General features: G+C 72.1%; 17 protein-coding genes. 9 read left to right on the top strand and 8 right to left on the bottom strand.

Annotation, left to right across the window (positions count from 1 at the left end; all coding sequences use genetic code 11):
* Window positions 1–63 precede the first annotated feature (63 nt).
* The 3 genes from IEX37_RS04140 to IEX37_RS04130 all read left to right on the top strand — a co-directional run bounded on the left by IEX37_RS04140 (window position 64) and on the right by IEX37_RS04130 (window position 4451).
* Window positions 64–2274 carry an NADP-dependent isocitrate dehydrogenase gene (locus IEX37_RS04140; RefSeq protein ID WP_188754975.1) on the top strand — a complete coding sequence of 737 codons (2211 nt, stop codon included), beginning with the start codon at window positions 64–66 and terminating at the stop codon, window positions 2272–2274.
* Between the two features lie 80 nt (window positions 2275–2354).
* Window positions 2355–3296 carry a quinone oxidoreductase family protein gene (locus IEX37_RS04135; RefSeq protein ID WP_188754974.1) on the top strand — a complete coding sequence of 314 codons (942 nt, stop codon included), beginning with the start codon at window positions 2355–2357 and terminating at the stop codon, window positions 3294–3296.
* Window positions 3297–3461: 165 nt separating this feature from the next.
* A complete protein-coding gene (locus IEX37_RS04130) occupies window positions 3462–4451 on the top strand; it encodes an NYN domain-containing protein (RefSeq protein WP_188754973.1) in 990 nt (329 codons plus the stop codon).
* Between the two features lie 100 nt (window positions 4452–4551).
* On the opposite strand, the gene IEX37_RS04125 is transcribed toward IEX37_RS04130, so the two are convergent.
* The 6 genes from IEX37_RS04125 to IEX37_RS04100 form a co-directional block, all read right to left on the bottom strand.
* The gene (locus tag IEX37_RS04125; protein ID WP_188754972.1) at window positions 4552–5553 is read right to left on the bottom strand and encodes a type IV toxin-antitoxin system AbiEi family antitoxin domain-containing protein; all 1002 of its coding nucleotides are present in this window, start codon (window positions 5551–5553) and stop codon (window positions 4552–4554) included.
* Window positions 5554–5734: 181 nt separating this feature from the next.
* Window positions 5735–6895 (bottom strand): ROK family transcriptional regulator, encoded by a 1161-nt coding sequence (locus IEX37_RS04120; protein ID WP_188754971.1) that lies wholly within the window; start codon window positions 6893–6895, stop codon window positions 5735–5737.
* Window positions 6896–7005: 110 nt separating this feature from the next.
* A complete protein-coding gene (locus IEX37_RS04115; RefSeq protein WP_188754970.1) occupies window positions 7006–9468 on the bottom strand; it encodes a beta-xylosidase/alpha-l-arabinosidase in 2463 nt (820 codons plus the stop codon).
* A 58-nt stretch (window positions 9469–9526) separates the two neighbouring features.
* Window positions 9527–10408 (bottom strand): carbohydrate ABC transporter permease, encoded by an 882-nt coding sequence (locus tag IEX37_RS04110; RefSeq protein ID WP_188754969.1) that lies wholly within the window; start codon window positions 10406–10408, stop codon window positions 9527–9529.
* Window positions 10405–11511, bottom strand: coding sequence for a carbohydrate ABC transporter permease (locus IEX37_RS04105; RefSeq protein ID WP_188754968.1), 1107 nt, complete (start codon window positions 11509–11511; stop codon window positions 10405–10407). The genes IEX37_RS04110 and IEX37_RS04105 overlap by 4 nt, the downstream gene beginning before the upstream one ends.
* A gap of 5 nt (window positions 11512–11516) precedes the next feature.
* Window positions 11517–12824, bottom strand: coding sequence for an ABC transporter substrate-binding protein (locus IEX37_RS04100; RefSeq protein ID WP_188754967.1), 1308 nt, complete (start codon window positions 12822–12824; stop codon window positions 11517–11519).
* Window positions 12825–12971: 147 nt separating this feature from the next.
* Between IEX37_RS04100 and IEX37_RS04095 the strand changes: the two genes are divergently transcribed.
* The 3 genes from IEX37_RS04095 (at window position 12972) to IEX37_RS04085 (ending at window position 16117) form a co-directional block, all read left to right on the top strand.
* On the top strand, window positions 12972–14042 hold the full coding sequence (locus IEX37_RS04095; protein WP_188754966.1) for a LacI family DNA-binding transcriptional regulator: 1071 nt from the start codon (window positions 12972–12974) through the stop codon (window positions 14040–14042).
* The gene (locus IEX37_RS04090; RefSeq protein ID WP_188754965.1) at window positions 14039–15262 is read left to right on the top strand and encodes an endo-1,4-beta-xylanase; all 1224 of its coding nucleotides are present in this window, start codon (window positions 14039–14041) and stop codon (window positions 15260–15262) included. Before IEX37_RS04095 ends, IEX37_RS04090 begins: the two co-directional genes overlap by 4 nt.
* Before the next feature lie 114 nt (window positions 15263–15376).
* The gene (locus IEX37_RS04085; RefSeq protein ID WP_188754964.1) at window positions 15377–16117 is read left to right on the top strand and encodes a sulfite exporter TauE/SafE family protein; all 741 of its coding nucleotides are present in this window, start codon (window positions 15377–15379) and stop codon (window positions 16115–16117) included.
* 6 nt (window positions 16118–16123) lie between these two features.
* On the opposite strand, the gene IEX37_RS04080 is transcribed toward IEX37_RS04085, so the two are convergent.
* Entirely contained in the window at window positions 16124–16339 is a 216-nt protein-coding gene (locus IEX37_RS04080) for a polysaccharide deacetylase family protein (protein ID WP_188754963.1), read from the bottom strand.
* Window positions 16340–16451: 112 nt separating this feature from the next.
* Between IEX37_RS04080 and xylA the strand changes: the two genes are divergently transcribed.
* The 3 genes from xylA to IEX37_RS04065 all read left to right on the top strand — a co-directional run bounded on the left by xylA (window position 16452) and on the right by IEX37_RS04065 (window position 20577).
* On the top strand, window positions 16452–17642 hold the full coding sequence (xylA, locus tag IEX37_RS04075) for a xylose isomerase (protein ID WP_188754962.1): 1191 nt from the start codon (window positions 16452–16454) through the stop codon (window positions 17640–17642).
* Between the two features lie 13 nt (window positions 17643–17655).
* Entirely contained in the window at window positions 17656–19077 is a 1422-nt protein-coding gene (gene xylB, locus IEX37_RS04070) for a xylulokinase (RefSeq protein WP_188754961.1), read from the top strand.
* 72 nt (window positions 19078–19149) lie between these two features.
* Entirely contained in the window at window positions 19150–20577 is a 1428-nt protein-coding gene (locus IEX37_RS04065) for an MFS transporter (protein ID WP_188754960.1), read from the top strand.
* Between the two features lie 9 nt (window positions 20578–20586).
* Here IEX37_RS04065 and IEX37_RS04060 read toward each other — a convergent pair whose 3' ends face one another.
* On the bottom strand, window positions 20587–21366 hold the full coding sequence (locus IEX37_RS04060) for an LLM class flavin-dependent oxidoreductase (RefSeq protein WP_188754959.1): 780 nt from the start codon (window positions 21364–21366) through the stop codon (window positions 20587–20589).
* Window positions 21367–21710 lie beyond the last annotated feature (344 nt).

The following is a 21710-nucleotide window of genomic DNA, read 5'->3' as shown; positions in this document are numbered from 1 at the left end:
TTCATATCGAGAGAGTCGGCGCGCTCGTCGTCGAAGTCCCGCGATCCCTGGAGCTTCTTCCGCATGTCCAAGATCATCTACACGCACACCGACGAGGCGCCGCTCCTGGCGACGTACTCGCTCCTGCCGATCATCGCCGGCTATGCGGCGAAGGCGGGCGTCGAGTTCGAGACGCGCGACATCTCGCTCGCGGGGCGCATCATCGCGCAGTTCCCCGAGCGGCTGACCGAGCAGCAGCGGATCGGGGACGCCCTCGCCGAGCTGGGCGAGCTCGCGCACGACCCGTCGGCGAACATCATCAAGCTGCCGAACATCTCCGCGTCGGTGCCGCAGCTCAAGGCCGCGATCGCCGAGCTGCAGGCCCTCGGCTACGACATCCCCGACTACCCGGAGAACCCCGAGACGGACGAGGAGAAGGACTTCGCCGCCCGCTTCGACAAGGTCAAGGGCTCGGCCGTGAACCCCGTGCTGCGCCAGGGCAATTCCGACCGCCGCGCACCCGCCTCGGTGAAGGCGTACGCCAAGGCCCACCCGCACTCGATGGGCGAGTGGAGCGCCGACTCGAAGACGGCGGTGGCGACGATGGGCCACGACGACTTCTTCTCCAACGAGCAGTCGGTCGTGATGCCGTCCGATGACACGCTGCGGATCGAGCACGTCGGCGAGGACGGCACGGTCACGGTGCTCAAGGAGAAGCTGCCCGTGCTCGAGGGCGAGGTCGTCGACGCGACCTTCATGAGCGCGCAGGCCCTCGACGCCTTCCTCGACGAGCAGGTCGCGCGCGCCAAGGCGGAGGGCGTGCTGTTCTCCGTGCACCTCAAGGCCACGATGATGAAGGTCAGCGACCCGATCATCTTCGGCCACGTGGTCAAGGCGTTCTTCAAGCCCGTCTTCGAGAAGTACGGTGCGGACCTCGCGGCGGCCGACCTCTCCCCCAACGACGGTCTCGGCGCGATCTACGCCGGGCTGGACCAGCTGCCGAACGGCGCCGAGATCAAGGCCGCGTTCGACGCGGTCCTGGCCGAGGGTCCCGCGCTCGCCATGGTCAACTCCGACAAGGGCATCAGCAATCTGCACGTGCCGAGCGACGTCATCGTCGATGCGTCGATGCCCGCCATGATCCGCATCGGGGGCCACATGTGGGGTCCCGACGGCAAGGAGGCCGACACCCTCGCCGTCATCCCCGACTCGTCCTACGCGGGCATCTACCAGGCCGTGATCGACGACTGCAAGGCCAACGGCGCGCTCGACCCCACCACGATGGGCACCGTGCCGAACGTGGGCCTCATGGCGCAGAAGGCCGAGGAGTACGGCTCGCACGACAAGACGTTCGAGATCGCCGCGCGCGGCACGGTGCGCGTGGTGAACGCCGCGGGCGACGTGCTCCTGTCGCACGACGTCGAAGCCGGCGACATCTGGCGCGCCTGCCAGACCAAGGACGCCGCCATCCGCGACTGGATCAAGCTCGCCGTGACCCGCGCGCGGCTGTCCGAGACGCCCGCCGTGTTCTGGCTCGACGCCCAGCGCGCGCACGACGCCAACCTGATCGCGAAGCTCGAGAAGTACCTGCCCGAGCACGACACGGACGGTCTCGAGCTGCACGTCATGGCTCCGGCCGAGGCGACGCTGTTCTCCCTGGCCCGCATCCGCGAGGGCCTCGACACGATCTCGGTCACGGGCAACGTGCTGCGCGACTACAACACCGACCTGTTCCCGATCCTCGAGGTCGGCACGTCGGCGAAGATGCTCTCGATCGTGCCGCTCATGGCCGGCGGCGGGCTGTTCGAGACGGGCGCGGGCGGCTCCGCCCCCAAGCACGTGCAGCAGCTCGTCGAGCAGGACTACCTGCGCTGGGACTCGCTGGGCGAGTTCTTCGCGCTGGCGGCGTCGTTCGAGCACCTCGCGCAGACCACGGGCAACGGCAAGGCGCAGGTGCTGGCCGACACGTTGGACCGCGCGACCGGCACGTTCCTGAACGAGGACCGCTCGCCCGGCCGCCGGATCGGCACGATCGACAACCGCGGCTCGCACTTCTACCTCGCTCTGTACTGGGCGCAGGAGCTGGCCCGCCAGTCGGACGACGCCGAGCTCGCCGCGGCGTTCGCCCCACTCGCGCAGAAGCTGGCGGACGACGAGAAGACGATCGTCGACGAGCTGATCGCCGTGCAGGGGAACCCCGTCGACATCGGCGGCTACTACCGCCCCGACCCCGACAAGGCTGCGGCCGTGATGCGCCCGTCGGCGACGTTCAACGGCGCCCTCGCGTCCCTCTGAGCGAGACCCCGCCGAGCGCCCCGGTCCTCTTCCGCGGAGGACCGGGGCGCTCGGCGTCTGGGGCCGCTACCCTGTGCACTATGGCGAAGGCGATCCAGTACACCGAGTTCGGCGGCCCCGAGGTGCTCACCCTCAACGAGATCCCGGATCCCGAGCCGGGGCCGGGCCAGGTGCACATCCGCGTCGAGGCGGCCGGGGTGAACCCCATCGACTGGAAGCTGCGTGAGGGCATCCGCGCCTCCGCGGAGATCACGAAGCCGCGCGGCACGGGGACGGACGGAGCCGGTCACGTGGTCGCGACCGGCGAGGGCGTCGACGGCTTCCGGCCGGGCGACCCCGTCGTCTTCACGGGCCGGCTCGGGGCGTACGCCACGGATATCGCGGTGGACGCGGACAAGGTCTTCGGCCGGCCGGCGGGAGTCACCGCCTCCCAGGGTGCGGCGCTGGGCGTGCCGATCGGCACGGCGTACCAGGCCGTGCGCTCCCTGGCCGTGCGCGCCGACGACACGCTGCTCATCCACGGCGGCTCCGGATCCGTCGGCCAGGCCGCCATCCAGTTCGCACTGCTCACGGGCGCCCGCGTGCTGGCCACGACGAGCGAGGCCCGAGCACCGCGCGTGGCCGACCTGGGCGCCGATCCCGTCGCGTACGGCGACGGCCTGGCGGGCCGCGTGCGGGACGCGGCGCCCGATGGCGTGACGGTGATCCTCGACTGCGCCGGCACGGACGAGGCGCTGGAGACCTCGGTCGAGCTGCTGGAGGACCGCAGCCGCATCGCGACGATCGTCCGGGGCGCCGACGCCGCGGGCCTCGGGATCCGGGCGTTCGGCGGCGGATCGCCCGAGCCCCTCACGGATCAGCAGAACGCGTGGCGCCTCGAGGCGGTCCCCGTGGCCCTCGCCCTCATCGCCGCCGGGCGGTTCTCGGTCGAGCTCGGCGAGCACTACCCGCTCGAGCGCGCGGCCGACGCGCAGCGCGCGAGCCGCGAGGGCGCCCCGGGCAAGCTCATCGTCGTCCCCTGAGCCTCTTCGCGCATGCGGCGCGCCGCGCCCATCCCGCCCCCAGTCGAGGCGGCGTAGGCTCGCCCTGGCGGCACATCCGCGCCGACGACCGGTGAGCTAACGACCGTCGAGCGCGCGGGCGGAGCCCGCGCACGATCACGACCCGGAAGAGGACGAGCACTCAGCATGGCCGACGCCCCCGACGCCCGCGTGGCGGTGTACCTCGACTTCGACAACATCGTCATGAGCTGGTACGACCGCGTGCACGGCCGCAACGCCTACAGCAAGGACCGCCAGCGGATCGCGGACGACCCCAAGGACCCGGAGATCGCGGAGCGGCTGCACCGCGCCGCGATCGACGTGGGGGCCATCATCGACTACGCGGCGTCCTTCGGCACGCTCGTGCTGACGCGTGCCTACGCCGACTGGTCCTCCCCCGTCAACGCGCTGTACCGGTCTCAGCTCGTGGGACGAGCGGTGGATCTCGTCCAGCTGTTCCCCGCGGCCGCCTACGCGAAGAACGGCGCGGACATCCGCCTCGCTGTGGACACCGTGGAGGACATGTTCCGACTGCCCGATCTCACGCACGTCGTGATCGTCGCGGGCGATTCCGACTACGTCCCCCTCGCCCAGCGCTGCAAGCGCCTCGGCCGGTACGTGATCGGCATGGGCGTGGCAGGGTCGACCGCGAAGTCCCTCGCCGCCGCGTGCGACGAGTTCGAGGCCTACGACACCCTGCCGGGCATCTCCCTCCCCGACAAGGCACCGGCCGCCGCACCGGCCAAGACTGCCGCGCCGGAGAGCGATGAACCGGTGCCCGCGACCGCCGCCGAGGCCAAGCAGCGCAGCCGGCGCGCGTCGCGCGCGAAGCAGCCCGCGGAGGAGCCGGACGCCCCTCTCTACAGCGGGGTGCCGTTCGACGAGATCCCGCCCGAGGATCTGCACGCCGCCGCCACGCGCCTGCTCGAGCGCGCACTGCGCCTCGGCCGTGACAAGGGCGACGATGCGGAGTGGCTGCACACCTCCGCCGTCAAGCAGCACATGCGGCGCATGGATCCGTCGTTCAGCGAGAAGACGCTGGGCTTCCGCTCGTTCACGGACTTCGTCAAGTCGCGCGACGCGATCGCCGAAGTGCAGGAGAGCGGGCACGAGCGGCTCGTGCGCCTGAAGGACTGACCCTCTCCCACACCACGTGTTCTCAACGCCAACACGTCGCCTGCGCGCTCAAATCGCGTGTCCACGCTGAGAACACGTGTCCGGGGCGTCGGTGCGCCGGTCAGAGCAGGATGACCGGGCGGGAGCCCACCGCCGTCGGAGGCCGGATGCCGAACGCACGCAGGCGTGCGGCGAAGGCGTCGAGGCTGCGGATGTCCTCGGAGCGCCATCGGGCGACGCCTCGCGAGGTGCGCGCGCGGATCCAGTCCTCCCGCCGCTTCTCGTCGTAGATCACCTGCTCCATCGAGCGACCGCTGCGCTGGGCCTCGTCGACGTACTTGCCCTTGCCATCGAACTCCCCCCACCACCCGACGTCGTCCAAGCCCAGGTCCACCCAGATCCAGCCCCCGTTCGGACCCGACAGGCGCACCTGCAGGCGCGGCGGTGCGAATCCCAGGCGGTGCAGGAAGAGCCGGCTCACGCTCTCGCCAGGCAGCTGCGCCCGGCCGTCGGCGAACTCGATCAGCGCGCGTGCCCGCCGGATCCCGCGTCCGCCGGGCGCTGCCGCGGCGCGATCGCGTAGGCCCTTGCGCCAGCTCTCCGCCTCATCCGGATCCATGTCGTGCTCCCGCACGCACGCGATCGCCATGGCGGCATCGAGACAGCTCAGTGCCGCGGTCGTCGGCAGCGTGCGTGCGACGTCGAACGCCGTCCGCTCGAGCGACGTCACGCGGAGCCCGTGCACCTCGGCGATGTCCTCCGGCGGCAGCTCCAGCCGATGGCGGAGCACCACCGCGCTGCTCGTACCGCGATGTCCCTCCGGAGCTGTGACGTGCACCCGATCCGGCACGTGGCGATACAGCGGGAGGCCCCAGATCACCGCGGCGGACTCGTGGGAGAACACCGCCTCACCGTCCGCGAGATCCTGCGCCGCGGCGGCGACCTCCAGCCGATGTCGGTCCTCCGGATACAGCCTCTGCCAGATGCTCGCGCGTACGAAGCGGCCCTTGCGCACGCGATGGAAGGCTCCCTCGTCAACCGTGCGCCCCGGGCGCACATCCCCGTCACGTTCGAGGGCCGCGCGCGGGATGAGGAACTGCGTGAGCTCGCCGATCGTCGCCATAGCGCCGACTCTCCCGCGCCGGGCCCCCCGCGAGCGCGGCACGGCCGCCCCTCGCGAACAATCGCGCCCCGCCGGCGGCCTGTGCACGAGTGGTCCCTGCCGCCGTCCACAACACGTGGTCTCAACGCCGGCACGCGATCCGCGTGTTCAAACGGCGGGTCGCCGCTGAGGACACGTGTTCTCAGCGCGACAGCGGGTCGGCCAGCAGCGGCCCGAACGCGGCCTCGGCGGCGCCGATGAGGAGGCGGTTCTCGCCGAGCGCCGCGGCGCGGATCTCGAGGTCCTCCGCGGGCGCCGCGAGCGCCTGGCTCCGGACGGCCTCCGCGAGGCCCTCCGGGTCACCGTCGCGCAGGATGGCGAGAAACCCGCCGAGCACGATGACGGACGGGTTCAGGACGTTGGCCGCGTTGGCGAGGGTCGCGGCGAGGATCCGGCGCTGGCGCGCGACCTCCGCCTGGGCCGCCGGGTCGGCGGACGCGGCGAGCGCCCGCGCGAGAGTGGTGTCGTCCGCGGTCTCGAGCCCGGCCGCCGCCAGGAGACGCGCCCGGTTGACCTCGTCCTCGAGCACGCCGTCGTGCGTGCGCCGGTCGGCCTCGGCGAGGATGCTGGGCCGGTTCTGCCCCCACTCCCCGGCGTAGCCGCCCGCCCCGCCGATGGCGACGCCGTGCAGGATGAGGCCGCCGCCGATGCCGCTCGCGCCGCCGTTGAGGTAGACGACGTCGGCGTGGTCGCGCGCGGCGCCGAAGAGCCGCTCGGCGCGCGCGCCGAGGGACGCGTCGTTGCCGACCGCGAAGGACAGCCCCGTGGCGTGCGCCAGGCGGCCGCCGAGGTCTTCGTCCCGCCAGCCGAGATGCGGCGCGAGACGCACGATGCCGTCGCTCGCCCGCACCAGGCCCGGCACCGCCACGCCTCCCCCGGCCAGTCGGCAGCCGTTGAGCGGCCCCGAGCGCCATTCGTCCACCAGGCGCGCGACCACCGCGACGACGTCGGCCACCGAGACCGCGCCGCGCACGGGCTCTCGCGCACGCAGGCGGACGCGCCCACCCAGCGTCACGGCGCCGACATCGATCGCGTCGACCTCGGGGTTGACCGCGATGGCGACGACGTCGTCGCTCGGCGCGACGATCGGCGAGGGGCGCCCGACCCGCCGCGTGGGATCGGGGTCGCGCTCCACGACCAGCCCCTGCGCGCCGAGCGTGGCCACGAGGTCGGCGACGGTCGACCGGTTCAGGCCGGTCTCGCTCGTGATGACGGCCCGCGAGCGCGGCCCCTCGTGGTGCACGAGCCGAAGCACCTCTCCGAGGTTGGCGCGACGCACCCCCTCGACGCTCGTCGCGCTCATGCCCGTCCCGTCGTCCCGCCTATGTTGCGAGCCTCACCATATCGTCGCGCGCTCGCCCGCGACGGCACGCGCGCCGGAGTCCGCCGCACCGGGACCTCGGGCGCGACGGCTCAGGCGATCGAGACGGCGACCGTGCGCGGATCGGTCGGGGTCACGACGTGCACGCCACCCGTGAGCGTCACCGTCGCGCGCGGGGTCGCCGCACCGGGCAGCACGCGCCCGCCCCGTCCCTTCTCGTTCGAGATCGCCCCGCCGGTCGCGTCCTCCGCCACGACGGTCGGTGCCGAGGCCTCGGCGTGCGCGCCGACCCAGATCTCGACGTCGCCCGGCTCCACGATCCGCACGAGATCGCGCCCCGTGAACGACAGCCGCTGCGTCGGCACCGTGAACGTCACGCGGCGGGACTGGCCCGGGGCGAGCGCCACGCGCGCGTAGCCCAGGAGCTGCGCGACGGGGCGCGTCACGGACCCCACGACGTCGCGGCCGTACAGCTGCACGACGTCCACGCCGTCCCGCTCTCCCGTGTTGGTGACCGTCACGGCCGCGGTGATCGCTCCGTCCGTCGGGGCCTCGGCATCGACCTCGAGGCCCTCGTACGCGAAGGACGTGTACGACAGGCCGAACCCGAAGGGACGTGACGGCGTGGAGTCGGTGGACGTCACGTCGGACGGCCCGCCCAGGATCGGGTGCAGGTAGCTGTACGGCGCCGATCCGGACGACCTCGGGAGGCTGACCGGAAGCCGGCCGGACGGCGCGGTGCGGCCCGTCAGCAGCGAGGCGATCGCGGTTCCTCCCTCCTCGCCGGGGAAGAAGGCCTGCAGCACGGCCGCGGGAGGCGTCGTCGTGCCGCCCGCACCGTCGGCGCCCTCGCCGTCGAGCGCCCAGCCGATCGCGTAGGGACGGCCGGTGAGCAGCACCATCACGACCGGCGTGCCCGTCGCCGTGAGCCGATCGAGGAGCTCCCGCTGGACGCCCGGCAGCTCGAGCGACTCCACGTCGTTGCCCTCGCCCACCGTGCCGCGGCCGAACAGGCCGGCCTGGTCTCCCACCACCACGACCGCGACGTCGGCGCTCTGGGCGGCGGCGACCGCCGCGTCGAATCCCGATCGGTCGTCGCCCTCGACCTCACACCCCGGCTCGTAGACGATCTCGGTCCTCGGAAGCGCGGCCGCGAGCGCCTCGCGCACGGTCGGGATCGCGAACCCGACCTCGTGGTCGGGGAAGTGCGCGAGCACGTGGTTCGCGAACGAGTAGCACCCCTGCAGGGCGGCCGTGCGATCAGCGTTGGGGCCGATCAGCGCGATGCGGTCCGGACCGGGCCGAACCGTGCCGCCGGAGTCGGGACCGCCCGCAAGCGGCAGCACACCGTCGTTCGAGAGCAGGACCAGCGACTCGGCGGCGAGCCGGAACGCGATGTCGCGGTGCCGCGGCGTGTCGAGCTCCACCTCCGCGGGGGGCTCGTCCTCGAACGCGCCCGGGTCGAGCAGCCCGAGCTCCTCCTTCTGCGACAGCACACGCAGCACGGCGCGGTCGAGGTACGCCTCGTCGAGCTCGCCCGAGCGGATCCGCTCGACGAGCGGCGTCAGGTATGCATCGCCCGAGGGCAGCTCGACGTCGATGCCCGCCCGCAGCGCGAGGCTCGCGGCTTCGCCGCGATCCGCCGCGACGGCGTGCATGACCTCGAGGAACGCGACCGCGAAGTAGTCCGAGACGACCACCCCGTCGAAGCCGAGTCGCTCGCGCAGCAGCGTCGTCATCAGCGCGGGGTCCGCGCCGACGGGCACGCCGTCGATCTCGGTGTAGCTGTTCATGACGCTCCTGACGCCGCCGTCGCGGATCGCCATCTCGAACGGCGGCAGGAACACGTCGGCCAGCTCGCGGGGGCCCGCGTGCACCGGCGCGTGATTGCGTCCGGCGCGCGAGTCGGAGTAGCCCAGGAAGTGCTTGAGCGTGGCGTGCACGCCCGTGCTCTGCAGCCCGCGCACGTAGGCGGTGCCGACCGTGCCGACCAGATACGGATCCTCGCCGATGCACTCGTCGACACGACCCCAGCGAGGGTCGCGGACGACGTCGAGCACGGGCGCCAGCCCCTGATGGATGCCGAGCGCGCGCATCGACTGCCCGATCGCCTCTCCCATCTCCGCGACGAGATCGGGATCGAACGACGCTCCCCAGGCCAGAGGTGTCGGGAACGTGGCCGCCTTCCACGCCGCCAGGCCCGTGAGACACTCCTCGTGCACGAGCGCGGGGATCCCCAGTCGCGTGTCGCGCTTGAGCCGGCGCTGCTCGTTCCACAGCCACGCCGCGCGCTCGGCGGGATCCACGGGCCGCGTGCCGTACACGCGCGTGTAGTGGCCGATGCCGTCCTTCGTGATGTCGGCGAGCGAGCGACCGTCCTTCGCGGTGCCCATCTCGTCGGCCATCGGGGCGACGACCTCGCCGCCCTGATCGAGCCAGTAGCCGACCAGCTGCGCGGCCTTCTCCTCGAGCGTCATGCGCCCCACGAGCGCCGCGACGCGCTCCGAGACGACCGGCGCGGCCGGCACGTGGGTATCCGTGTGTGCGAGCGTCATGCCGCGCCCCTCCTTGCTTGCGTGTGGGTCGTCTGCGTGTGGGTCGGTGCCCCGCGCGTCATCCCTTCACCGCGCCCTGCAGACCGTTCACGATGCGCTTCTGCATCGCCAGGAAGAACACCAGAGCCGGGATCATCGCCAGCGTGGTGAACGCGAAGACACCGGCGGTGTCGGCGGAGTGCTGCGACGAGAAGTCCGCCACGCCGAGCGGCAGGGTCTTCATGTCGCTCTGCAGCAGCAGCAGCGGCAGCAGATAGGCGTTCCAGGAGCCCACGAACGCGAGCACGCCCACCGTCACCATGCCGGGGCCGGACAGCGGCAGCAGGATTCGCCAGAAGAACCCGATGCGGCTGGTGCCGTCGAGCATCGAGGCCTCCTCCAGCTCCTGCGGCAGCGCCATGAGGAACGGGCGCAGGATCACGACCGTCATGGGCAGCGCGAACGCCGCCTGCGGGAGCGCGACGCCCCACCACGTGTTGCCCATGCCGAAGTTCTGCGTCAGCAGGATGAACAGCGGCACGATGGCGACGGTGGCCGGGAACAGCAGCCCCACCACGAAGACCATGAAGAGCGCCTCGCGGCCCCGGAACCGGTAGCGCGCGAGCGGGTAGGCCGCCATGATCCCGAACACCACGACGATCGCGGTGGTGATGACCGCGACGATCGTCGAGTTGAGGGCGTATCGCCAGAACGGCGACTCGAAAGCAAGGACCCCCGCGTAGTTCGAGAACACCCACGGATCGGGCATGCCGGCGGGGTCGGCCGCGAGCTGGGCGTTCGTGCGGAACCCACCCAGCACGCCGTACAGCACGGGGGCGAGCGTGACGGCGGCGACCAGCAGGCCGACCGCGTACACCAGCGGGTTTCCGCCGGAGTGCCCGCCGCGCCGCCGACGGTGCGTGCCCTTCGCGGGCACGGTCACGGAGTGCGTCGCGGTCATGCGAGAACCCCTTCCTTGTCCGGCTGCTGCGCCGGCTCGGGCTTCCTGGCGATCCACGGGAGACGGGGGAATCTCGCGGTCCCGCCGGCTCGGCCGTCGTCCGGTCGCGTGTCGCGGCTCAGGACGAAGCGCTGGTAGGCGACCGCCAGCACCAGGGCCACGACGAACAGCACCACGGAGGCCGCGCCGGCGATGCCGAAGTTCTGACTCCGCGTGCCCTGGTCGATCAGGAACGTCGCCATCGTCGTCGTGGCGTTGGCCGGTCCGCCCCGGGTGAGGATCCAGACCATGTCGAACAGCTGGAGGGACCCGATCATGGACAGGAACGCCCAGGTGCGCATGGTGGGCCCCAGCAGCGGGATGGTGATCCTGCGCTGGACCTGCCACCAGGAGGCGCCGTCGAGCTGGGCGGCCTCGTAGAGCTCCTCCGGGACCCCCTGCAGGCCGGCGAGGAACAGGATCACGGCGAGGCCGAGGTACTTCCACGTGAGCACGATCAGCACGGTCCCCAGCGCGAGGTCCGGCGTGCCGAGGAAGCCCTGCGGGGGGCCCGACAGGCCGATGCCCTGGAGGACCGTGTCGATCACGCCGTACTGGGGCTGGAGCATCTGGAACCAGACGACGCCGGCGATCACCTCGGCGAGCACATACGGCACGAAGATGATCGTGCGCAGCAGCCCCTGGCCCCACATCTTGCGGTTGAGCAGCAGCGCGATCGCCAGCCCCAGCGGCAGCTGGAGCACGATCGACCCCACCACGATGATCAGGTTGTGCATGAGCGCGTCGGTGAAGACCTGGTTCGTGAGCACCGACACGTAGTTGCCGAGGCCGACGAAGTCCACCATCGGCCCGAAGCCGCGCCACCGGTACAGCGACATCTGCACGGCGGTGACGATGGGCCACACCACGAACAGTGCGAACAGCACCAGCGCCGGCGTCACGAAGAAGGCGATCTCCGCGCGCTTGCGCCACCGGGCGCCCGCACCTCTGCGCCGCCCGCCCGGGGCGGCGCCCGCCCCACGCGTCGAGGCACGCGGGGCGGGCGCCGTACGGAGGGACGCCGCAGGCGAGGCGGCCGCGGGGGCGGCCACGTCGTCTGCCACGCCGGTCACTGCGCTTCGGCTGCCGACTGGATGGCGTCGACGATGTCCTGCGGGCCCGCCTGACCGGCGAACACGAGGGCGATCGCATCGTTCATGGCGTTGCCGACCGACTGCCCGAGGCGAGTGTCGAGGTACAGCTGCGCCTTGCCGCCGCTGTCACGCACGGGAATGAGCTGCGCCAGCGTCTCGTTCGCGAGCGAGTCGGTTGCGGCCGGGTTGGTCGGCAGGCCCATGTCGAGCTCCGCGAAGCCGATCTGCACCTCGTCCGAGAGGAGGTACTCGGCGAAGTCCACGGCGATGTCCGGGGCCGCCGCGGACACCGACCACGCGTCGCCGCCGCCCATCTGGTCGGCCGGGTCACCCGCCTGGCCGCTGAACGTCGGGTAGGCGAACCAGCCGAGGAACGGCGGCACCTTGCCGTCCTCCGTGAGGCCGCCGGCGACGCCGGGCTCCCAGTGGCCCGCGAGCTCCATGGCGACCTTGCCGGTCGCCAGCAGGCCGGACGCGGAGGTCGGACCCGACTGCGCCGGGGTGCTCAGGAAGCCCGCGTTGAACGGCTCCAGCGCGATGATCTCCTCGAGCTTCTCGCCGGCCGTGATGAAGCACTCGTCCGAGTAGTCGGCGGTCTCGATGGCGTTCTCCACGGTGTCGAAGTCGCACTGGCGCACGACGTTGTAATACCAGTAGTGCGCCGCGGGCCACTTGTCCCCCGCACCGACCGAGATCGGGGTGGTCCCGGCCGCCTTGAGCTGCTCGATGTACCCGGTGAACTCCTCGATCGTGGGGCTCGGCGAAACCTCGTCGATGCCGGCCTCCGCGAAGAGGTCCTTGTTGTACCAGAAGCCCACGAGCCCGATCGAGTACGGCAGTGCGTAGACCTTGTCATCGACCGTGTACTGATCCGTGAACGCCGAGATCGTGTCGATCGTGTCGGCCGCGTCCGAGGTCAGATCGCGGACGAGGCCGGCCTCGACCTCGGCCCGCAGCTCGCCGCCGCCACGGCTCATGTAGACATCGGGGATCTGCGAGGGGTTGCCGCTCTGGAAGGCCGCCTGCAGCTTGGTGAGCATGTCCTCGTGCTGCATGGCCTCGACCTGCACGGTCACCCCCGGGTTCGCGGCCTCGAAGTCGGCGGCGACCTTGTCGTAGTACTCCTTGCCCTCGCCGGTGTTCGAGTTGTGCCACCACACGATGGTGTCGTCGTCACCGTCGGCGGTCCCGCCGGTGTTACCCGTCCCGGCGCAGCCGGTCAGCGCCAGGCCTGTGGCCATCGCGACGGCCCCCGCGGCCATCCATGTCCTGCGAACGTTCATGGGCGTGAATCCTCCTCGTCGAGTATGCGCACCGCCCGGCTCCAGTCACCGAGGCCTCCGGGGCGCCGAGCACGACTTTGTCACCGTCGCCAACAAATGTCAATCGATATCGATATCGTTTTCGAAACAGAAGGTACGCTGAGCACGATGACCGAGCTGAGGACGACCCCCACCCCCGAACCGGCCTCCGCGCACCCGGAGCGGAGCGTTCGGCGAGCCAGCCGGGTCACCATCCGGGACGTCGCGCGCACGGCGGGGGTGTCGGTGGCGACGGTCTCGAAGGTGATCAACGGGCGGGATGGGATCGCCGAGGCGACGAGCGCACGCGTCCTGCGCGTGGTGGAGGACCTCGGCTACGAGAGCTCGCTCGTGGCTGCCTCGATGCGCCGTCGGCGCACGCACGTGATCGGCGTGCTCGTGGCGGAGTTCGAGCCGTTCGCGCTCCAGCTGCTGCAGGGCGTCTCCGACTCCCTGGCGGACACGTCCTACGACGTGCTCGCGTACGCGGGGAGCGTGTCCGCGGGCGATCACGTCGGCTGGGAACGACGCTCCCTCTCGCGCCTGGCCGGCACGCTGATCGACGGCGCGGTCCTCGTGACGCCCACGGTCGCGTTGCCGAGCGCCTCCGTGCCCGTCGTGGCGATCGATCCCCACACGGGCTCCGCGGGCCCCGCCACCGTCGACACCGACAACCTGGCGGGCGCACGCCTCGCCACGGAGCACCTCATCGCGCTCGGCCACCGCCGGATCGCCCACCTGCGCGGGCGCGGCGACCTCGAGTCCGCGCGACTGCGCGAGCAGGGCTACCGCGACGCGCTGGCGGATGCGGGGATCCCGTTCGACCCCGCGCTGATCGCGGAGGGCGGCTACCGCGCGCCCGAGGCCTCGCGCGGCGCGGCGACGCTGCTGGACCTCGCCGACCGGCCGACCGCCGTGTTCGCCGCGAACGACCTCTCCGCCATCGAGACCGTGCGCGTGGCGGCCACCCGGGGCCTGCGCATCCCCGACGACCTCTCCGTGGTCGGTTTCGACGACATCCCCGAGGCCTCCGCGTGCGAGCCGAGCCTCACGACCGTCCGCCAGCCGCTGCACCGCATGGGCGCCGCGGCGGTCCAGCTGCTTCTGACGATGCTGGACGGCGGGGAGGCCGGGCACCACCGCATGCCCGCGGAGCTCATCGTCCGCGGCTCGACCCGTCCCCTCCCGGAGCACACATGACCTCCGCTTTCGCGCACCGCACGGGTGTCGCCGACCTCCAGCTCACGGCGGCGGACGGCAGCCCGCTCGCGCATCGTGACGTCGTGGTCGAGCAGACCAGGCACGCGTTCGCGTTCGGCAACATCGGGTTCGACCTGGTGCCTCACGCGAACGGCGAGGTCGATCGGTCGCAGCTCGCCGACGACTGGCTCGCGCTGTTCGACACCGCGACGCTGCCGTTCTACTGGGGCGACTTCGAGCCGGAGCAGGGACGCCCGGACACGACGCGACTGCGCACCGCGGCGCGCTGGTTCGCCGAGCGGGGAGTGCGCGTCAAGGGTCACCCGCTCGTGTGGCACACCGTGAAGGCACGATGGCTGGACGCGCTGCCGGCCGACGACGTCGAGCGGATCGTGCGCGGACGCGTCGCGCGCGAGGTGCGCGAGTTCGCCGGCCTCGTCGACACGTGGGACGCCATCAACGAGGTGGCGATCATGCCGGTCTTCACGAACGAGCCCGACGGAGTGCCGAACGCCGTCTCCCGGCTCGCGCGGACGCTCGGACCCACGGAGATCGTGCGACTGGCGTTCGAGACCGCGCGGGCCGAGAACCCCGCTGCGACGCTGCTGATCAACGACTTCGACCTGTCGGAGCGGTACGAGCGGGTGATCGAGGATGCGCTCGCCGCGGGTGTGCGGATCGACGCGATCGGCCTGCAGACCCACATGCACCAGGGCTTCCGCGGCGAGGAGCAGCTGCTCGAGGTCGCGGATCGCTTCGCGCGGTTCGGGCTGCCGCTGCACTTCACCGAGACGAGCCTGGTGTCGGGCGCCCTCATGCCGCCCGAGATCGAGGACCTGAACGACTTCCAGCCGGAGTCGTGGCCGAGCACGCCCGAGGGTGAGGCCCGGCAGGCCGACGAGATCGAGCGCCACTACCGCGCGCTCGTGAGCCACCCGGCGGTCGAGGCGATCACGTACTGGGGCATCACGGACGCCGGCGCGTGGCTCGGCGCGCCGATCGGCCTGCTGCGCTCGGACGGCACTCGCAAACCGTCGTACGACCGCCTGCGGGCGCTGATCCGGGGCGAGTGGTGGCTCTCCCCCACGCGCCTGCGCACCGACGAGGCCGGACTCGTGCGCGTCGAGGGCTGGCGCGGCGACTACCGCGTGAGCGCGGACGGCGCGGCGGCGGCGTTCGCGCTCGGCAACGCTGCGACGGCGACGGTCGCGCTCACCTGATCCGACACGCGCGCCGGGGCGCGGCGAGCCGGGCGCGGCGTCCCGTCCGCCGAGGACGGGACGGATAGCGTGGTCGCTCGTGACCACCGCCGCGACGACGACTGAGGCTCGCGGATGACCGAGCTCAGCGGCATCGCGTGGGCCGCGCTGGCGCTCGCCGCCGTGGCGGTCGGCGTGTCGAAGGCGGCGCTTCCCGGCGCGAACACGCTCGCGATCGCGCTGTTCGCAGCCGTGCTGCCGGCGAAGGAGTCGACGGGTGCGCTGCTCATCCTGCTCATCGTGGGCGACGCTTTCGCGCTGTGGATGCATCGACGGCACGCTCGCGTACGGGCGCTCGTGCCGCTCATTCCCGCCGTGCTCGTGGGGCTCGTGTTGGGGTCCGCCTTCCTGGCCTTCGCCTCGGACGCGTGGACGCGCAGGGTGATCGGCATCATCCTGCTGCTGGTCGTGGGGGTCACGCTGTGGCGCCGCCGCGGCGCGGATCCTGCCACGGCCGGAGGCGGCCTGGTCGCGGCCACGACGTACGGCACGCTCGGCGGCTTCACGACCATGGTCGCCAACGCGGCGGGCCCCGTGATGTCGATGTACTTCCTCGCTGCACGCTTTCCCATGCGCGAATTCCTGGGGACGGCGGCGTGGTTCTTTGCCGGCATCAACCTGGCGAAGATCCCGTTCTCGGTCGGCCTCGGCATCATCGTGCCCGAGACGCTGCTGATGGACCTGCTGCTCGTGCCCGGCGTCGTCGCCGGCGCGTTCCTCGGCAGGTCGCTGCTGTCGCGTCTGGACCAGCGCACGTTCGAGCGCATCGTGATCGCCCTGACGGTCGCCGGGGCGCTGTACCTCGTGATCGCCTGACCGAGCTCACACGTCGGCGGGCAGGTCGGCACCGCCAGGAGCCCGCACCCGCTCCCCCACGACCGCGAAGACCGCGGGGATGCGGTGCTCGGCCAGCAGCTCGAGCAGCTGCGGCGTCGTGCCGGGTTCCGGGCCGTCGTCGAACGTCAGCGCGGCGACCGCGGCGTCGCCCTCCGGTCGCGCGCTGCGGATGTGCGGGATCGGATGGGGCGCGTCGGGCATCCCCCGACGATAGTGGGCGAACGCGTCGCGCGCGTGCGTTGCGCAGCCGGGCCGCGGTTGATATGTTTGGTGTCACAACAATTCACCGACGACGCTGAAAGCGGGCAGTCCCATGTCGCTCACCCCCACCAAGGACGACAAGTTCTCCTTCGGTCTCTGGACCGTCGGCTACAACGGCGCCGACCCGTTCGGCGGCCCGACCCGGCCCGCGCTCGACGTCGTGCACGCCGTCGAGAAGCTCGCCGAGCTCGGCGCGTACGGCCTGACGTTCCACGACGACGACCTGTTCGCCTTCGGCTCGACCGATGCGGAGCGCCAGACCCAGATAGACCGCCTCAAGGCGGCGCTCGCCGCCACCGGCCTCGTCGTCCCCATGGTCACCACGAACCTGTTCAGCGCACCGGTGTTCAAGGACGGCGGCTTCACGTCCAACGACCGCGACGTCCGCCGCTTCGCGCTCCGCAAGGTGCTGCGCAACATCGACCTCGCCGCCGAGCTCGGCGCCGAGACGTTCGTGATGTGGGGCGGCCGCGAGGGCGCCGAGTACGACTCGGCCAAGGACATCCGCCTCGCCCTCGATCGCTACAAGGAGGCCGTCGACCTCCTCGGCCAGTATGTGCTCGACAAGGGCTACGGCCTGCGCTTCGCGCTCGAGCCGAAGCCGAACGAGCCGCGCGGCGACATCCTGTTGCCGACCGTCGGTCACGCGCTGGCGTTCATCAACGAGCTCGAGCACCCCGAGCTGGTCGGCCTCAACCCCGAGGTCGGCCACGAGCAGATGGCCGGCCTGAACTTCGAGGCGGGCATCGCCCAGGCGCTGTGGCACGGCAAGCTGTTCCACATCGACCTGAACGGCCAGCGCGGCATCAAGTACGACCAGGACCTGGTGTTCGGACACGGCGACCTGCACAACGCCTTCGCGCTCGTCGACCTGCTCGAGAACGGCGGGCCCGCGGGCGGCCCCGCGTACGACGGCCCCCGCCACTTCGACTACAAGCCCTCGCGCACCGAGGACGAGTCGGGCGTGTGGGAGTCGGCGGCGGCGAACATGCGCACCTACCTGCTCCTCAAGGAGCGCGCACGGGCGTTCCGCGCCGACCCCGAGGTGCAGGAGGCTCTGGCCGCCGCGAAGCTCGGTGAGCTCGCTCAGCCCACGCTCGGCGAAGGCGAGACTGTCGCCGACCTGCTGGCCGACCGCAGCGCGTTCGAGGACTTCGACGCCGACGCCTACTTCGGGGGCAAGGGCTTCGGGTTCGTGCGCCTGCAGCAGCTCGCGACCGAGCACCTGCTCGGCGCTCGCTGAGCGGGGCGCCGACGTGACGCTCGTCGCAGGCATCGACTCCTCGACGCAGAGCTGCAAGGTCGTCGTCCGCGATCTCGATACGGGCGAGATTGCACGCGCGTCGGACGGTGCGGCCCGCCGGGGCCGCGCCGCACACCCGGACGGCACGGAGGTCGAGCCTCGGCACTGGTGGGACGCGATGCAGGCGGCGATCGCCGACGCGGGCGGGCTCGACGACGTCGCCGCGGTCGGCGTCGCGGGCCAGCAGCACGGCCTCGTCGCGCTCGACGCGGACGGTCGCGTCATCCGCCCCGCACTGCTGTGGAACGACACGCGGTCCGCCGCGGCGGCCGCCGCCCTGGCCGAGGAGATCGGCGCCGCCGAGTACGCGCGCCGGACAGGCGTCGTACCGGTCGCGTCGTTCACGGCGAGCAAGCTCCGCTGGCTGGCCGATCACGAACCGGACAACGCCGCCCGCATCGCCGCGATCGCACTCCCCCACGACTGGCTCACCTGGCGCCTGCGCGGCTATGGCCCGGCGGGCGAATCGGCGCTCGGGCCGGTGCTCGACGAGCTCATCACCGACCGTTCCGAAGCCAGCGGCACCGCGTACTTCGATCCGTCGCACGACGCGTACGACCGCGGTCTGCTGGCGCACGCGCTGCGCCGCCCGGCGTCCGGCATCGTCCTGCCCCGGGTCCTCGCGCCGAGCGGATCCGTCGCCGGCCTCGGCGGCATGATCGTGTCGGCGGGGGCCGGAGACAACGCGGCCGCGGCACTCGGGCTGGGCGCCGCGACGGGGGACGTCGTGGTCTCGATCGGCACGAGCGGCACGGTCTTCGCCGTGACCGACGTGCCGGTGCAGGACGCGTCGGGGACCGTCGCGGGCTTCGCCGACGCTGCCGACGGGCACCTCCCGATCGTGACCACCCTGAACGCGGCGCGGGTGCTGGATGCCACGGCGGGACTGCTCGGCGTCGACCACGCCCGGCTCTCGGAGCTCGCGCTGGCCGCGGCGCCCGGCGCGGGCGGCCTCGTGCTGCAGCCGTGGTTCGAGGGCGAGCGCACACCGAACCTGCCGGATGCGACGGCCACCCTGTTCGGGATGACGCTCGCCTCCACCACGCGCGAGAACCTCGCCCGCGCGGCGATCGAGGGCGTGCTGTGCGGGCTCGCCGAGGGGCTCGATGCGGTGCGCGCCCACGGTGTCGCGGCCGAGCGCGTGCTCCTCATCGGCGGCGCGGCGCAGAGCGAGGCGGTCGCGACCGTCGCGGCGCAGGTGTTCGACGCGCCCGTCGTCGTCCCGCAGCCGGACGAGTACGTGGCCGCCGGCGCGGCGGCGCAGGCGGCGTGGGCTCTCACGGACCGCCGCCCCGCCTGGCCCGTGGCGCTGGCGGCCGAGCCCGCGCGGGACACCCGGCCGGTGATCCGCGAGCAGTACGCCGCGCGACGCTGACCCGCAGCGAGCCGCCTTCCACCCCGCGGATTGCGCGGCCACGAGGGCGCCGGATGTGATCTACTGGTGCGGATGAGCGACGTGGGCCTGCGATCCGAGCGCGGGCCCATCCTTCTCGCACTCATGCTCGTCATCTTCCTGTTCGCGATCGACGCGACGGTGCTCTCGACCGCGGTGACGACGATCGTCGGGGAGCTCGGCGACTTCGCCTCGTACCCCTGGCTGTTCTCGGCATACCTGCTGGGGCAGGTGTCGACCGTGCCGGTCTACGCCAAGCTCGGCGACACGCTCGGCCGACGACCGGTCATCTTCACCGGCATCGGTCTGTTCATCGTCTCGTCCGTGCTGTGCGCGACCGCATGGGACATGGGCTCGCTGATCGCCTTCCGCGCGCTGCAGGGCCTCGGCGCGGGCGCCATCATGCCCATGGCGCTGACGATCGCGGGCGACATCTACACGGTGAGGGAGCGCGCCCGCGTCCAGGCGTACCTGTCGAGCATGTGGGCCATCGCCGCCGTCTCCGGCCCGACGATCGGCGGGCTCTTCGCGCAGTTCCTCTCGTGGCGGTGGATCTTCTGGGTCAACCTGCCGCTCGGTCTGCTCGCGCTGTTCATGCTGTGGCGGAACTACCGCGAGTCGTTCACCCCGCGCCCCGCCCGCATCGACGCCCCGGGGGCTCTGCTGCTGACCGCCGCGCTCGTGCTGCTGGCGGTCGGCGTGCTCGAGAGCGGCAACGCGTGGGAGTGGGCATCCTGGCAGACCGTCGCCGTGTTCGGCGGCGGCGCCGTGCTGCTGACCGCGTTCGTGCTCGTGGAACGGCGGGCACCCGACCCGATCATCGCGCCGTGGGTCGTCCGCAGCGGGATCGTCCGGAGCGCGGCACTGGTGTCGATGACGGTGGGCATGGTGACGATCGGGATCGTGTCGTATACGCCGACGTTCCTGGCGGGGACGCTCGGCGTGCCGCCGGTCGCATCGGGTCTCACGGTGGCGACGCTCCTGATCGGCTGGCCGCTCGCCGGCGCGCTCGCCGGGCGCGTCTACCTGCGCGTCGGCTTCCGCAGGACGATCGTCATGGGCGCGGCCATCGTGATCATCGGGACGATCTGGCTCGCCGTCGCCTCCTCCTGGCCGTCGATCCCGCTGACGGCGATCGGCTGCTTCATCGTCGGGATCGGCCTGGGGCTGAGCGCCGGACCGTCCCTCATCGCGGCCCAGTCGTCCGTCGCCACGCGGCGCCGCGGCGTCGTGTCGGGCACGTACTCGCTCTCCCGCTCGATGGGGAGCTCGCTAGGCGTGGCGGTGTTCGGTGCGGTCGCGACCGCGATGGTCGCCGCTCGCGGCGGGGCGGACGTCCCGGGAGCGGTCGGCGCAGGCGGCACGGGCGTCTACATCGGCGCGGGGATCGCCGCCGTGCTGATGCTCGCGACCGCCGCCGTCATGCCCCATGTCCCCATCGCCGACGCGCCGACCAAGGACGACGCCGCTCCCGAGCCCTGAGCCGCGGCGTCAGGCCCCGGCGACGGCGCCTGCGACGGCATCGACGAAGCGCACGTAGGCGTCGGCGTCGTCGGACGGCACGATCGCTCGCAGCACCACCTCATCGACGGCGTTGAGGTAGGCGGGGAGCCGCTCGGCGAGGCGCGCGGGCGCGATGGTCGTGTCCAGCGGATCCACGCCGAGGCGGGCGAAGTTCGCGGCGTACGTGGGGAAGCGTCCGTACCGGCGCGCCTCCTCGGTGAGCCGGGTCATCGCCTCGGGCTCGGTCGCGGTGCGGACGTACAGGGTCACGCGCCCGTCCGGGTCGATCTCGCGGTGCTCGCGCGCCTGCTCGGCCGCGTGCTCGGGCGTGAGCCAGTTCAACAGCACGCCGTCGGCACGCACGGCGGCGAGCCGACGCATGCGCGGGCCGAGCGCGCCCACCACGACGCCCGCCGCGCCCACGGGACGAAGGTCGTCGAGGGCGCCGCGGACGAGCCCGAGCACGCCGGTGCGCGCAGCTCCCGAACCGATGCCCAGCACCAGCCGCTCACGGGGCACCCGGAGCCGATCGACCTCGGCGACGATCTCGTTCGCCGGACGCCGGTCGACGGCGATGACACCGGTCGCCACCACGATCCGCTCGGTCGCCTCGGCCGCGGCCGCCGCCACCTCGAGCGCGCTGTGACCCGGCGTCTCGTTCACCCACAGCCCCCGCATCCCGGCGGCCTCGATCGCAGGCGCGATCCGGCGGGCGATGTCGGGACCGGCCGCAGCCGCGATACCGAGGGAGACGCGTTCCAGGTTCATGCGTCGATCCTTCCGGTTTCCGTGCCGCGATGACAAGCCGCGGGGCGCAGCCGCGCCCGCACGCTCGCGCTCTTTTCTTTCCTCCCATGCTGGTTCTTTTTTCTCCCGCGCTGTTCTTTTTTCCTCCCACGCTCTTCTTTTTTTCCTCCCACGCTCTTTCTTTTTCCTCCCACGCGTCGGGCCCCAAGGGGCCGCTCCGCGAGGGAGGCGCTTCGCTGCGCGAAGCGCGCCGGCGCTTCGCGCCTGGTTGGCGGGCGCACTCGCGCCCGCACGCTCGCGCTGGCGCGCTCGCACCGGGTTGAAGCGGGTGGGTTGAGGTCGGGGGGTAGGGGTCGGGGCTTCTC

It is taken from the genome of Microbacterium album, assembly GCF_014643695.1.
In the GTDB taxonomy this organism is placed as follows: domain Bacteria; phylum Actinomycetota; class Actinomycetes; order Actinomycetales; family Microbacteriaceae; genus Microbacterium; species Microbacterium album.
Note: the sequence above shows the minus strand (reverse complement) of the source record. Positions and strands in the feature narration are given on the sequence as shown.